Below are 12,422 nucleotides of genomic sequence, written 5' to 3'. Positions count from 1 at the left end.
AAGCGGAACCTACACTTGTCCGAGCGCGGTCTTTACCAGATCGATCGCACCGAGCGGACGGACACTGACGAAAGTTTCGCCGGCGTGAAAGCCACTGGCTGCACCAGCAATGAGCGCGGCTCCCTTCACTCGGTCGAAGACGTACGCCTTCTCCTTGGGGAACTGCGTTTCGTAACAGGCGACGGAAGCCAATTTCGCTTCCAGCGTTTCGGTAATATCGACGGTGAAGTGGCTGGGAAAGCCTTGCAAGTTCGCGGGCTCGAACGCCAGGCGAAAGTAAAGCTGCGAGGCAATCACATGCACCGGCAAGTCTTCGAAGTGGTGATCCCACTTTGTCAGCCGCGCGTAGAAGACAGCTGCATCGGTAATTTGCATCGCTTGCCAATGATCGGGCGAGGCGAGCGGAGTCTTATCGCCAAAACCGATGACGACCCGTGGTCGATACTTCCGAAACTCCTTCGCTAGCGCCACGCGTGCTTCAAAACTATCGAACAACCGGCGATTGGGCAGGTCGAGCGTCACGCGCACTTGCACACCCAGTTTCTCCGCTGCCTTGCGCGCTTCGGCCAGGCGCACTTCCGGCCCCGGCGAGCGCGGCGTCGGCTCGCCATCGGTCAGGTCGATAATGCCAACGCGATACCCTTGCTTCACCAGTTTGGCGAGCGTGCCGCCGCAGGCAATCTCCACATCGTCGGGATGGGCCCCCACGGCGATGACGTCGAGTTCCGGCCAGCGATTCAGGGCGGTGCTCAGCTCGGGATTCATGGCAGTTTTTTCTTGGCAAGCGTTACAGACAGAACACTCTCCGAAGTATATCGATTGCCGATGGTTCGCGGGGCTGCCGCAAGTCGAGCAAAGTCTGCACAACCGGCCCGCGATTGAACTTTTTCCACCGGCCAGAAGTTTTCCCCTCATGCTTTGAATTGACAGGGCCCCGGTCAGACATAGAGTTGAGTGTACGCAGTTCGCACCCGCTGCTGCGTCGAAACACAGGCTTTCTCACTCCCGTGTTGGGCGGGCTTCATCAGGATCGATGGACCCGCCCTTTTTGCTGCGCTGGTGGATTCATTCCGCCGGCGTATCTTCGCGCCTGGCAAGGAGCAACTTCTCGCTCCTTGCAGTACAATCCGCTGAAAGTTCTTTCAGCGGAAGCGCGTCTGCATCCAGCCGCGCTAGCCCGCGCAATTTCCACCCTGTCATTTGCGGTTAGCCCATCCATGACGTCTCGCAAAATTGTTTGCCTCACCGAAGGTCACTCGGAACCCCATGCAGGAAAAACGGCAGCCAATGTCATTCGCTACCGCCGCGAAGAAGTGGTTGCCATGCTCGATAGCACGCAGGTCGGCAAGAACTCGCGCGATCTGTTCGCGGTGACCACCGGCGAACCTGTGCCGGTCATTGCGAACCTCGACGAAGCGCCCTCTGCCAACACGCTGCTCCTCGGCATTGCGCCGCCGGGTGGCAAGATTCCCGCCAGTTGGCGCAAGATCATTTTGCAGGCCATAGGCCGCAAGATGGATGTCGTCTCCGGACTGCACGACTTTCTGAACAACGATGCCGAGTTCAAGCAGGCCGCGACCGCGGCTGGCGTGAAGCTGGTCGATGTTCGCTCTAATAGTGAGAAGTCGATCGCTCGCCGCAAGGGATTGAGACCCGATTGTCTGCGCGTCCATACGGTCGGTCACGATTGCAGCATTGGCAAGATGGTAGTCTCGGTCGAAGTCACCAACGGCCTGAAGAAGAAGGGCTGGGATGCCAAGTTCATCGCCACCGGTCAGACGGGCATTATGATCGAAGGGGACGGCCTCCCCATCGATTGCATCGTCGCCGACTTTGTCTCGGGTGCTGCCGAGAAAATGGTGCTCGAACATCAGCATCATCAGATTCTGCTCGTCGAAGGACAGGGGAGCCTCGTCCATCCTTCCTATTCCGGTGTCACGCTCAGCTTGCTGCATGGCTGTGCGCCGCAAGCGTTAATTTTGTGTTACGAGATCGGCCGCGACACGGTCACCGGCGTGGAAAGCGTGAAGATTCCACCACTTGCGGAAATTAAAAAGATGTTCGAGCTGATGGCGAATATCCATCAGAGCTGCCAGGTGATCGGCATTGCGATCAACAGTCGCCGGGTCGACGCCGCTGCCGCAGCAGCAGAACGAGCTCGCGTGAAAGCCGAGTTTGGCCTGCCCGCCTGCGACGTGCTGCGAGATGGCCCCGACGAACTGGTCGACGCGGTGATTGCCTTTCATGAGCAAGGCGGCTGGCACAGTCCTTAAATGCAGAAGGAAGAAGTCAGAATGCAGAATGAAATGCCATTCGGTTCTTTCCTGATTCTGCATTCTGCGTTCTACATTCTGCATTTCCCTGACCCAGAGAACACTCGATGCCCGTTGTAAAGAACATCTTGCCTCCCACCTGGGACATTCCTGCTGGAATCCGCGAGCGCTTGGGCGATAAGGTCGGACGACAGCGGGCGATGATGGCCGACGGACACTTGTTGCTCGTCTTGCACAAGTTGCCCAAGGCGAACGAAAGCGAACGACAAGGTCGATTCTTCTGGCGCAAACCCGATGGCAACTGGCTGTCGAGCGATCTTGGGCCAGGGGCGGCGGCGCTCGCAAAGCATTTGAGTGAGTTCAGTGATCTGGTCGATAAGTTCGACCGCTTGGAAGATAACGCGAGCACTGTCGACGAGATGTTTCGCATCATCGAGGCCATGGGACCACTCCATCGCACGACTCGCAATCTGCACGCTGCATTACAGGAAGCTCGTACGCTGATTTCCAGCGATCGCGACCTGATCAACTTTCGCGACCGGGCTTATGAAATTGAACGGGCAGCTGAGTTGTTGCTGGGCGAAGTCCAGACCGCGCTCGACTTCGCGCTCGCCAAAAAAACCGAAGAGCAAACCGCGGCTTCCCATCAAATGGCGCTCGCCTCGCATCGGCTCAATCTGCTCGCCGCTTTCTTCTTTCCCATCGTCACGCTCTGTTCGATCTTCGGTGTCTCGCTCAATCACGGCATCGAGAGCATCATCCCGCCCCCGTTTGCCTTCCTCGGCGTTGTCGCGCTCGGGCTCTTGCTCGGCTTCATCCTTTGCAGCATCCTCGCCGCGACCATGCGATTTCCGGGAACCTCGAAGAAGCGCTGAATTGCGTCGAGCGATAAGCGTTTCACTGCGGTTGCGATTCAGCGCGTTTGGTGTTAGGGTGCAGGAATCACTTTATGGAAGGCCGACATGCAGTTGTTCGAAACACATCCGGCAAGCGAGCATGAGCTCTATCTCAAGCTCTTCATCACCTGCGGCGGCGGGCTCTAGCAATTTTTGCGCATCTTGCGCGACCGATCGGCACACCACTTGCGATTGAGTGAGATCAGGGCACCGTCCTGAGCGCTCAGTTCGCTCGCGCCGAACTCTCTCGCGCCGAACTCTCGATCGCTACCGCGGACATTACTTCGCGCGGGCTTACGTTTTGTGACCTCGCCGTGAAGTCGAAGAGCGTCTGCGCGCAGTTCTTGTCTTGCCAACAACCTACTAACTGGATGGATCGCTGCCATGTCTGACGCACAACCGACCGAACCCCGCTACGACTCCTTGTTTGCTCTGATCACGCAGCGGTTGTACTGGTTTTTCATCGGCCCGATGTTCCTGGTTCTGATGTTGCTCGGCATCCTTAACGATGAGGATGGCCGGCAACTGGGCTTCAGTGTTGCTTATCTTGTCGGTCTGGCGGGCTTGCCGCTGTCGCGCTGGTTGGAAATTCGGACGGGCAACGCCATCACAGCCGATGGTCAGCCGGCAACCTGGCAACACTTCTGGAAGTACACCATTTTTTCTCTCGGGATTGGACTCGTCGCACTCATCGCGGCAAACGTTTGGGTGCGAATGTAGGCCTGCGACATCTATTACTGAAGCCTTGCTTCTTTTTCGAAGGGCGATTGTGCAACCGTGGATCATCATCACCTCGTACACTTCTTGGGCTTGCTGGCCATCATCCTGGTAGGTGCCAAGATTGGCGGCGCTTTGGCACAACGAATTGGCCAACCTGCCGTCTTGGGCGAATTGCTCGCTGGCGTTGTTCTTGGCTCTTCACTCCTAGGCTTGGTCGATGCAAAGGACGAGATCATTACGCTGCTTAAGGAAGTGGGCGTCATTATCCTGCTCTTCGAGATCGGGCTCGAAACTGACCTGAAGAAGTTGCTAAAAGTCGGTGGCGCATCCGTTGCTGTGGCGCTCGCTGGAGTCATTCTGCCGTTCTCGCTCGGCTATGCCGTCTGCTGGGCGATGGAGCTTGATTACCTTGTCTCGCTGTTTGTTGGAGCGGCACTGACGGCCACTAGTGTCGGGATCACGGCTCGTGTGTTGTCCGATTTGGGACGTCTGCAAGATCCCGAGGGACAAGTAATTCTCGGTGCTGCCATTCTGGATGACGTTATTGGCCTCGTCATCTTGGCCGTCGTCACAGGAATGGCTGGCGGGGCGGAAGTCACGGCACTGGGGGTTGCGCAAACGACGGGCATCGCTTTTGGTTTCCTTGTGGTCACGTTGCTGCTAGGGCTTTGGATCGTGCCTTGGCTGGACCGCATTCTGCAAGTCTTCAGAATGCCTGGCTCTCCCACCATCATTGCGCTCGTTGTTGCCCTGGGGCTCGCCTGGCTGGCAGATCAGGTTGGCTCGGCACTCATCATTGGTGCCTTCGCTGCTGGCCTGTTCCAACGAGAACTACCGATGCACGAAGAGATCGAAAAAGGAGTCGCCAGTCTCGGGCATTTCTTCGTGCCGATCTTCTTTGTGGCCGTTGGTGCCGCAGTGGATGTGCGGACGTTCAATCCACTCGATCCCGCAGCTCATCCAATTCTGCTGCTCGGCGGTCTGCTCGTGGTGGCGGCTATTATTGGCAAGTTTGCCGCGGGCTTTGCGCCGTTCTGGTTCAAAGGAAACAAAGCGATCATTGGGGTGGGAATGATCCCGCGTGGCGAAGTCGGCCTGATTTTCGCCGGCATGGGACTTAGCAGCGGAATTTTCGATCGCGGGCTGTTCAGTGCCGTCGCCCTCATGGTGATGGTAACCACTTTTATCGCCCCTGTATGGCTCAAGTGGCTTGCAGTGCCGAAGAAGCCTCAGCGGTCGGATTCCGAAGGAATTGAAGATCTGGTGGCAGGGCCGCGAGAGGAAGATTAGTCACGGCGTAAGATGCCATAAAAATGCCACTGGCATTGAATCCAGTGGCATGACGGTTGATCTTTTGGAGTAGTCGACGTTACGCCTTTGGCGTCTTGCGCAGCTGAATCCACTCGCTATGGAATTTCTTATCGAGTGGCTTGTCGGTGCGCTGATAGGTGTGAGCGCCGAAGTAGTCGCGCTGGGCTTGCAGCAAGTTGGCGGGCAAGCGCTCGCGGCGATAGCTGTCGTAGTAAGCCAGGGCGTTGCTGAACTCGATGACCGGCAGGCCCATCTGCGTCGCTGTCACAACGACCTTGCGCCACGAGTCCTGGGCCTTCTTCAAAGCTTCGGTGAAGAACGGGAAGAGGAGCAGGTTCTCAAGATTAGGCTGCGCGTCGAAGGCTTCCTTGATCCGCTCGAGGAACTGAGCGCGGATGATGCAGCCACCGCGCCACAGCAGGGCGATGTCGCCATAGTTGAGCGGCCAGTTGTGCTCCTTGGCGGCAGCTTGCAGCTGCACATAACCTTGAGCGTAACTGCAGATTTTCGAAGCGTAGAGCGCTTGCTTCACGTCTTCGATGAATTGCTTCTTGTCGCCGATGTTTACTCCAGACGATGCTGGCGAAGGACCAGCTAGAATCTTCGAGGCCCGGACGCGAGCATCTTTGAACGACGACAGCGAGCGAGCATACACGGCTTCCGTCACCATCGTGCTGGGCACACCAAGGTCGAGGGCCAATTGGCTCATCCACTTGCCCGTGCCCTTGGCGCCGGCGGCGTCGAGGATCTTGTCGACGAGGTAGCCGTCGCCACCTTGGTCATCCTTCACACTAAAGATGTCACGGCTGATCTCGATGAGGTAGCTTTGCAGCTCGCTGCGGTTCCATGAATCGAACACGTCGTACAGTTCGTCGTTTGTCAGGCCGGCTGCTTCCTTGAGCATCAGGTAGGCTTCGCAGATCAGCTGCATGTCGCCGTACTCGATGCCGTTGTGAACCATCTTCACGTAATGACCAGCACCACGCGGCCCAACCCATTCGCAGCAAGGGATGTCTTCTTTCGGACCGACCTTGGCGGCGATTGCTTGGAAGATCGGCTTTACGAGCGGCCAACCTTTTTCGCTGCCGCCGGGCATCATGCTCGGGCCCTTGAGGGCGCCTTCTTCACCGCCGGAAACGCCGGTGCCGATGTAGAGCAAACCCTTGCTCTCGACATACTGCGTACGGCGTTCGGTGTTGGTGTAGTGCTCGTTACCGCCGTCGATGATCACATCGCCGGGCGAGCAAAGCGGGATCAGCTTTTCGATCAGATCGTCAACGGCAGGACCGGCCTTCACCATCATCATGATCTTGCGTGGAGTCTTCACCGCCGCAACAAGTTCTTCCAGCGAATGACAGCCGGTGAACTTTTTCCCCTTGGCGCGGCCGGAAATGAATGCGTCGGTCACCGAAGTGGTTCGATTGAATACAGCGACGCTGTAGCCGCGGCTCTCTACATTCAAAGCCAGATTTTCGCCCATGACGGCGAGACCGATCAAACCAAAGTCGGCTGCAGGGGCTTGGGACTGGGAACTGGGGGCTGGGGAAGGAGACATCTATTCGACCTTTGCGTTGAGGGAGCTTTGTAGTGCGTGTATTCGACGACCGAGTATCTCGGCTATTTTCAAAACTGGATCCACTTGTTGTTGTGTGCAGAATTCCAATTCGACTGAAAGACAAAGTTGCGTTTCTAATTCAGCCAGCGAGCCCAAAGCGATCGAAACAAACCGAAGATATTCACGAGTTGAGTTTCGAGCGAGGCCTTCGGCGATATTCGAAGGAATGGAAATGCTCGCGCGGCGAATTTGACTGGTCAATCCATAAACTTCTCGGCGGGGAAAGTTCGCGGAAAGTTTGTAGACACTCTTCGCCAGCGAAATCGCCTCTTGCCAAACGATTAAGTCGCGGTAGCTGCGAATAGCGGCCATTGCCTTCTTTCCCCAGCTCCCAGTTCCCGGTCCCTAGCCCCCTCCTAGCTAACACCCTTCCAACTTGGCTTCTCAGGCAAGTAGCTATCGAACTCGGCGAGCAACATCTTTTGATATTCACCCGCAAACGTCTCATTCAAAAAGCGATCGATGGCTTCATCATGAAACCGCTTCCAACTGGCGTCTTCATTGCCGGGATTGATCGGATAGAAGAGGCAGTTGTTGGCCTTGGCAGCGGCATAGTCGCCAGGAGCATCGCCAATCATCAGCGTATGGCTGGGGGCGTACTTCTGCGAGTTCGTGAGGACTTCCTTCTTCGTGCCGACTTCCTGGCCGCAGATCGCGGTCACGAACTGATCGATACCATGCTCGCTCCATTCCTTCTTCAGCGCGTCGTTCGGCGTGGCCGAGCAGACGATCATGTCGGCCTTGCCTTGCAGCTTTTTCAAGCTGTCGAAGACATACGGGAATGGCGGCACGTGACGAACCATATCGTCGACGGTCTTGTTCACGGCCTTCGACCACGCGAGGCATTCGGTTAGGGCCTTGTCGCCGCTGGCCTTCACCTTGGCTTCGAGCGCTGGATTGCCCAGCTTGGTTTCTTCCTTGACCCACTTGCGCAGTGCATCAGGAATTTCGATCTTCACGCCGCGAGCGATCACCTCGGGCCGCTTCTGCAGCCACTCGAGCGCTTCGATGAGCGCCGGGAAGCGATTGATGCCGCGGCTCTTGCTGTACAGGTTCACAAACTCGGCACATTCGCGAGCGTACTTGCTTACGGCTTGCAGGCCGTAGTAGTTGATGATGTTCGGAATGAAGCACTCTTTGTGCTTCAGTTCCATGGTGTCGAACGTGCAGCCATCGCTATCGATGCCGACGAGGAAAGCGTGTTTGGGAGCTATCTCATACATGGGTGAGGCTGTTGGTTAGAGGTTAGGGTTGAAGGGGGAAAGGGACGAAGCGATGAAGAGATAGAGCAGCAGGAATTTACTTGGCCAATCGCCTTCGCAGGGCCGCTTGAAGTCCTTGGAGCATGCGAAGCAACTCGCTAGTTCGTGCTAGGAATGCTTCTGCATACTCTTTCTTGAAATATCCGAGTTCTTGAGAAATGATGATTTGTGTTTCAACTTCAGCCAATGAACCGCGGGCAATGGAAAGGAATTGAAGGAACTCCTTGGTGGAGTCGCGTTGATGTCCTTCGGCAATATTTGAGGGAATAGAAACTGCACTCCTGCGAATCTGACTGCAAATGCCGTACTGCTCGTGCTTAGGAAACGATTCCAGGGCACGACAAATATCAACTGCGAGTCGCAAGGCAGCTTGCCAAACCTAGAGGTCGCGATAATTCCTCATCACAACCTCCCGCCTTGGCTTTCCCTCTCTTCAACCCTTTATCCCTTCCTCGCTTCCTCCCTACTACTTTGCCCGATCCGCTTGCGGCACATACTTCGGCAACTTTTGCGCGGCGAACGTCTTCTTAAGCCGCGTCATCCGTTGACGACCATCAACGATAGGCAAGCTGACCATCCCTTCGCCGACGAGGGGCTTGGCGTACCTGAGGAAGTCGTCGGTGACGTCGTTGCCCGCAGCGGTGATCCACTTCTTGGGGAAGGTCCGCTCGCTGTTGGCGACTTCGGTCAAAGGAACCTTGTCGTAGGTCACACTGTAGACGGCACCTGGGTTACGCAGGATGGTCGACATGTAGCCGCTCTCACCCTTGGCGGCGATGACGGCGCAGTTCTCGCCGGCGCGATAGGCTTCGTCCAAATCGACTGTCGAGGCATAAGCCATCGAGTGACGCTGGTCGGTGCCGGGCACATTGCCGCGAGCACTTCCCTTGGCCTTCAAGCCGATCTTGTTGAGGTAGTTCACGACCAGCTGAGCCACCGTCGTTTCGCTGCTGCTGAACTGCGTGTGGCCGAACGAGTCTTTACGCTCGCCCAAGCTGCCGACGTTAAAGCCTTCGCTGATGACGACAATGCAGCGACCGTCTTTCACCAGTTGATCGTTGACGTTATCAGCCAATTGCTCGAGCGAGCAAGGGCTTTCGGCCAGATAGATCTGCAACGGCATCTCGCGATTCGGATCGGCCAGCCGAGCCGCGGCAGGAATGAAGCCGATCTTGCGACCCATGGCTTGCATGACCAGCACAGGGTCTGCGGGGCACGAGCCTTCGTTTTCTTCGTTGGCATTTTGAACCGCGTGCATCCAGTACTTGGCGGTGCTGCCGTAACCAGGTGTATGGTCGATGAGCTTGAATTCGGAATCGCCGACGTCGTTGTCGATTGTCTTGGGCCCGCCGATGCCAATCAGGTCCAAGCCTCGCTGCTGCGCAAGCTGAGCCACTTTGTTGGCGGTGTCCATCGAGTCGTTGCCACCGATGTAGCAGAAGTAGCCGACATCGTGAGCCTTAAATACCTCCAGCACGCGATCGAAGTCTTCGTTTTGATTCGCCTTGAGCTTGTAACGGCAAGTGCCAATCGAACCGGCGGCCGGCGTGTAACGAAGGAGCGAGATCTCGTCGCGGCATTGCCCCGAGAGGTCGAGCAACTCTTCTTTCAGCACCCCTTCGATGCCGTGAAATGCGCCGTAGACGGTGCCGATGTTGTCGTAGTTGCGAGCCGCTTCGATCAGGCCGCGCAGCGTGTTGTTGATCACCGGACTCGGGCCGCCGCTTTGGGCAACGACCAGGTTTTTCTTCTTGCTCATGATTTCGTGCTGATTGAGCGGTGCTCGTGGAGAGTTACGTCTGGTTTGTAACCGGCAAAAGCCGGGTAAAACGGGAAACCGCGATTTTAGCCGGGTAGCCGAGGGGCGCGAAGGGACGGAAAGTGGCTGAATTGCCGGTGCTGGCAAGGAAAGGCAGCGGAAGCACAAACCAGGGGAAGACACTCGTAAAGGGTCAGCAGTCTGCCTAAACTGGCGTTTATGAGCACTTGGTCGCCAATGAATGGTCCAATTGACTTGGACTTGCCGCAGTTCATGCTAGTTCAACTTGCTGAGCGTTTTGGCGAGATTCCCGTGGCACGTATCGCCATGAGGCCTCTTCCGGGTCAGGCCACGGAAGAAGCCGTGGTTTATCTCGCCGAGCACGAAGACCGCTTGTGCGAACTAGTCGACGGAATTTTGATCGACAAAGCGACATGGACATTCCATTCCTTCATCGGCAGCCGGATTTGTAGTTCACTTGCATCGTATGTAGGTCTGCATTCAGGTGGAATCGTGCTGGGGGGCAGTGCAGCATACAGATTGCGCACAGGACTCATTCGCCGCCCGAATACGGCGTACTTAGCAGCAGATCGCGCCCAGCAGTTTTTTGCAGGAATTCAAGAAAATCTCATTCCTGTCGCACCCACCCTAGCCGTCGAAGTCATTAGCGATTCGAACAGCCGCAAGGAAATGGATGAGAAGTTGAAGGAGTATTTCTCTACGGGGAGTGAAGAAGTTTGGTACGTCTATCCCAAGACGCGTGAGTTGCACCAGTTCACCAGCCCCCAGTCCCCGCTGGTCTGGCAAGGAACAGCCATGGTCTCGACCTCCCTGCTGCCCGGTTTCGAACTAAAGCTCGCCGAGATCTTTCAAAATCCACTCGACGCGCTCAAGTAAATTGGTCGCACGGGGTGATTCAATCGGGGTGGGCGGTTCATTAAGATCGGTGCCTGTTGCAGGGGTCTGATTTAGGAATGACTCGTTCACCGCACTAATCGCGGCAACTCTTCTTCAAGGGTGCGTCATGACGACGAAGGATGCGGCAAACACCAAGGCTCCGGTGGTCGAATCAAAGCCTGCGAACAAGCTCACCTTTCGCGATCGTCTGTCGCAACTCAACTTTCTTGATGCCTGCAAACTGCTCGGCCCCGCAGGAAAAAACTGATTCAGCAGGGCGGCAAGTGGGAAATCAATCCCGAACAGCAGGTCTATCTCGGGAACGATCTATTCCGCGTCCGCTTTTTTGAGACGACGAAGCAGGGGCTGCCTGTTGTCGCCAGCATCACGCCAAGGGCCGATTCCCGCAGCCGATTACTATGGAACTGCACTGGCTGCGAAGGTCCCTGTGAGCATCTCGGAGCAGCCTTCTCTCTGCTGCTGGAGGAGAAGACTCTTCTGGGCCTGGCGGTTGCTCCAACCGAGCCCGGTAAGCCGCTCGAAAGTTTGCCGGAAGAAGAATTGTACCTGCGGGCGCTCAGTGACCGGGCCGAACGCGCCCGCACCGAAAAAATGAAGATCGCCGCGGCTGTGCCCGAGCAGCCCTGGACCCATTACACCGTCACCAGCATGCTCACCGGCAAGACGTTTCGCGTTGCCTTGCGCGGCACCGGACTGGGTTTTGGGCGAACTGGTCGCCTCGCAAGGAGCAGCGACCCCTGCTCAGCCGCAACTCGTCAGCGAAATCACCTCGGAACTTTCACAGTGCGTCGAAGTAGATCCCGCCGGCAAGCAGCGGCTGACGATCACCCTCCCCGACCGCAGCGCTCTGGAAGGCCTGGCTGTCACCCTCGCTCAACTCCTTTCAGTCACGAAAACTTAATTCTCCGCTGGCTCGTATAGACAGATTGCCTGCTAAGCCCACTCCCCGCGGCATTTTTTTGGCAACGGAAAGCTATCCCCGCGATAGCTAGCGGGAATAAACTTAAGGGGACGGGGCGAACCCCTATTAGCGAGTCAACTTAGTCTCGCTGCTGCAAATTGCCGCAAGTTCCTCTCTCGAAACAACTTGCTGCTGATTGAAGCGGCGATTTTCCGCAACGGAGACCGGACGTTGGCGTTGTCGTTGACGCAGTTCAACGCGCTGGTCGATGAACACACGTCTGCTTTGTACCGCATTGCCTATCGCATGATGGGGGACCGGCACGAAGCTGAGGATATGGTTCAAGAGACCTTCCGCTCAGCGTGGAAAAGCCGTGAGGCTTTCTGCGAAGGGATCGGGGACCGCGCGTGGTTAGCGTCAATCCTGCGCCGGCGAATTGTGGATCGTTGGCGGCGCAAGGCCCCCCCTCCCACCTTGGCTGGCGAACAACCTTTGGATGTTGGCGTGCAGCCGATCGATCCGCTGGCTAGTGACTACACCGACGAGATGCAGTTCGCCCTGTCGCAACTTCCGACCGAGTTGCGCGAGACATTACTGCTGGTCGTCGTGGGCGAGTTAACCCATCAGGAAGTCGCCGATTTGCTGGAAGTTCCGCTGGGCACCGTGTTATCGCGGGTCAGCCGGGCGCGCCGGCGATTACGCGAAGTGCTGATTGCAGCCCGTACATGACATACCCCACCCACCGCCTCAATCGAACAGCTTGAAGT

General features: G+C 56.8%; 13 protein-coding genes and 1 pseudogene. 8 read left to right on the top strand and 6 right to left on the bottom strand.

The genetic code is table 11. The features are described 5' to 3' along the window. Window positions 1-9: 9 nt before the first annotated feature. Window positions 10-765, bottom strand: coding sequence for a PIG-L family deacetylase (locus ETAA8_RS01970; RefSeq protein ID WP_145084122.1), 756 nt, complete (start codon window positions 763-765; stop codon window positions 10-12). Between the two features lie 452 nt (window positions 766-1,217). Here ETAA8_RS01970 and ETAA8_RS01965 point away from each other — a divergent pair, with 452 nt between their 5' ends. From ETAA8_RS01965 to ETAA8_RS01950, 4 genes are all read left to right on the top strand, one after another. After that, window positions 1,218-2,273: a DUF1611 domain-containing protein gene (locus ETAA8_RS01965; RefSeq protein WP_145084119.1), complete on the top strand. Its 1,056-nt coding sequence runs from the start codon at window positions 1,218-1,220 to the stop codon at window positions 2,271-2,273. A gap of 107 nt (window positions 2,274-2,380) precedes the next feature. After that, window positions 2,381-3,148, top strand: a complete 768-nt coding sequence (locus ETAA8_RS01960) for a hypothetical protein (RefSeq protein ID WP_145084115.1) — start codon at window positions 2,381-2,383, stop codon at window positions 3,146-3,148. 405 nt (window positions 3,149-3,553) lie between these two features. Beyond that, the gene (locus ETAA8_RS01955) at window positions 3,554-3,889 is read left to right on the top strand and encodes a hypothetical protein (protein WP_145084112.1); all 336 of its coding nucleotides are present in this window, start codon (window positions 3,554-3,556) and stop codon (window positions 3,887-3,889) included. 57 nt (window positions 3,890-3,946) lie between these two features. Then, window positions 3,947-5,179 (top strand): cation:proton antiporter, encoded by a 1,233-nt coding sequence (locus ETAA8_RS01950; protein ID WP_202921507.1) that lies wholly within the window; start codon window positions 3,947-3,949, stop codon window positions 5,177-5,179. A gap of 79 nt (window positions 5,180-5,258) precedes the next feature. Here ETAA8_RS01950 and gnd read toward each other — a convergent pair whose 3' ends face one another. The 5 genes and pseudogenes from gnd to ETAA8_RS01925 form a co-directional block, all read right to left on the bottom strand. Then, window positions 5,259-6,755, bottom strand: coding sequence for a decarboxylating NADP(+)-dependent phosphogluconate dehydrogenase (gnd, locus tag ETAA8_RS01945; RefSeq protein ID WP_145084109.1), 1,497 nt, complete (start codon window positions 6,753-6,755; stop codon window positions 5,259-5,261). After that, the gene (locus tag ETAA8_RS01940; protein WP_145084106.1) at window positions 6,756-7,127 is read right to left on the bottom strand and encodes a four helix bundle protein; all 372 of its coding nucleotides are present in this window, start codon (window positions 7,125-7,127) and stop codon (window positions 6,756-6,758) included. A 44-nt stretch (window positions 7,128-7,171) separates the two neighbouring features. Continuing rightward, on the bottom strand, window positions 7,172-8,038 hold the full coding sequence (locus ETAA8_RS01935; RefSeq protein WP_145084103.1) for an HAD family hydrolase: 867 nt from the start codon (window positions 8,036-8,038) through the stop codon (window positions 7,172-7,174). A 76-nt stretch (window positions 8,039-8,114) separates the two neighbouring features. Then, window positions 8,115-8,444: pseudogene (locus ETAA8_RS01930) on the bottom strand (four helix bundle protein); the annotation flags it as partial. Window positions 8,445-8,543: 99 nt separating this feature from the next. Continuing rightward, window positions 8,544-9,836: a diphosphate--fructose-6-phosphate 1-phosphotransferase gene (locus ETAA8_RS01925; RefSeq protein WP_145084099.1), complete on the bottom strand. Its 1,293-nt coding sequence runs from the start codon at window positions 9,834-9,836 to the stop codon at window positions 8,544-8,546. A 237-nt stretch (window positions 9,837-10,073) separates the two neighbouring features. On the opposite strand from ETAA8_RS01925, the gene ETAA8_RS01920 reads away from it, so the two are divergent. The 4 genes from ETAA8_RS01920 (at window position 10,074) to ETAA8_RS01910 (ending at window position 12,384) form a co-directional block, all read left to right on the top strand. Next, the gene (locus ETAA8_RS01920) at window positions 10,074-10,733 is read left to right on the top strand and encodes a Uma2 family endonuclease (RefSeq protein WP_202921505.1); all 660 of its coding nucleotides are present in this window, start codon (window positions 10,074-10,076) and stop codon (window positions 10,731-10,733) included. A gap of 127 nt (window positions 10,734-10,860) precedes the next feature. Beyond that, window positions 10,861-11,001: a hypothetical protein gene (locus tag ETAA8_RS34300; protein ID WP_202921504.1), complete on the top strand. Its 141-nt coding sequence runs from the start codon at window positions 10,861-10,863 to the stop codon at window positions 10,999-11,001. Window positions 11,002-11,454: 453 nt separating this feature from the next. Then, entirely contained in the window at window positions 11,455-11,655 is a 201-nt protein-coding gene (locus ETAA8_RS01915) for a hypothetical protein (RefSeq protein ID WP_145084093.1), read from the top strand. 231 nt (window positions 11,656-11,886) lie between these two features. Next, the gene (locus ETAA8_RS01910; protein WP_145100072.1) at window positions 11,887-12,384 is read left to right on the top strand and encodes an RNA polymerase sigma factor; all 498 of its coding nucleotides are present in this window, start codon (window positions 11,887-11,889) and stop codon (window positions 12,382-12,384) included. Window positions 12,385-12,422: the final 38 nt, after the last annotated feature.

It is taken from the genome of Anatilimnocola aggregata, assembly GCF_007747655.1.
Lineage (GTDB): Bacteria > Planctomycetota > Planctomycetia > Pirellulales > Pirellulaceae > Anatilimnocola > Anatilimnocola aggregata.
Note: the sequence above shows the minus strand (reverse complement) of the source record. Positions and strands in the feature narration are given on the sequence as shown.

What these genes read in the sequence shown, in the direction of transcription:
- ETAA8_RS01970 (WP_145084122.1), bottom strand. Translation starts at nt 765, where the DNA reads ATGAATCCCGAGCTGAGCACCGCCCTGAATCGCTGGCCGGAACTCGAC.
- ETAA8_RS01965 (WP_145084119.1), top strand. Translation starts at nt 1,218, where the DNA reads ATGACGTCTCGCAAAATTGTTTGCCTCACCGAAGGTCACTCGGAACCC.
- ETAA8_RS01960 (WP_145084115.1), top strand. Translation starts at nt 2,381, where the DNA reads ATGCCCGTTGTAAAGAACATCTTGCCTCCCACCTGGGACATTCCTGCT.
- ETAA8_RS01955 (WP_145084112.1), top strand. Translation starts at nt 3,554, where the DNA reads ATGTCTGACGCACAACCGACCGAACCCCGCTACGACTCCTTGTTTGCT.
- gnd (WP_145084109.1), bottom strand. Translation starts at nt 6,755, where the DNA reads ATGTCTCCTTCCCCAGCCCCCAGTTCCCAGTCCCAAGCCCCTGCAGCC.
- ETAA8_RS01940 (WP_145084106.1), bottom strand. Translation starts at nt 7,127, where the DNA reads ATGGCCGCTATTCGCAGCTACCGCGACTTAATCGTTTGGCAAGAGGCG.
- ETAA8_RS01935 (WP_145084103.1), bottom strand. Translation starts at nt 8,038, where the DNA reads ATGTATGAGATAGCTCCCAAACACGCTTTCCTCGTCGGCATCGATAGC.
- ETAA8_RS01925 (WP_145084099.1), bottom strand. Translation starts at nt 9,836, where the DNA reads ATGAGCAAGAAGAAAAACCTGGTCGTTGCCCAAAGCGGCGGCCCGAGT.
- ETAA8_RS01920 (WP_202921505.1), top strand. Translation starts at nt 10,074, where the DNA reads ATGAATGGTCCAATTGACTTGGACTTGCCGCAGTTCATGCTAGTTCAA.
- ETAA8_RS34300 (WP_202921504.1), top strand. Translation starts at nt 10,861, where the DNA reads ATGACGACGAAGGATGCGGCAAACACCAAGGCTCCGGTGGTCGAATCA.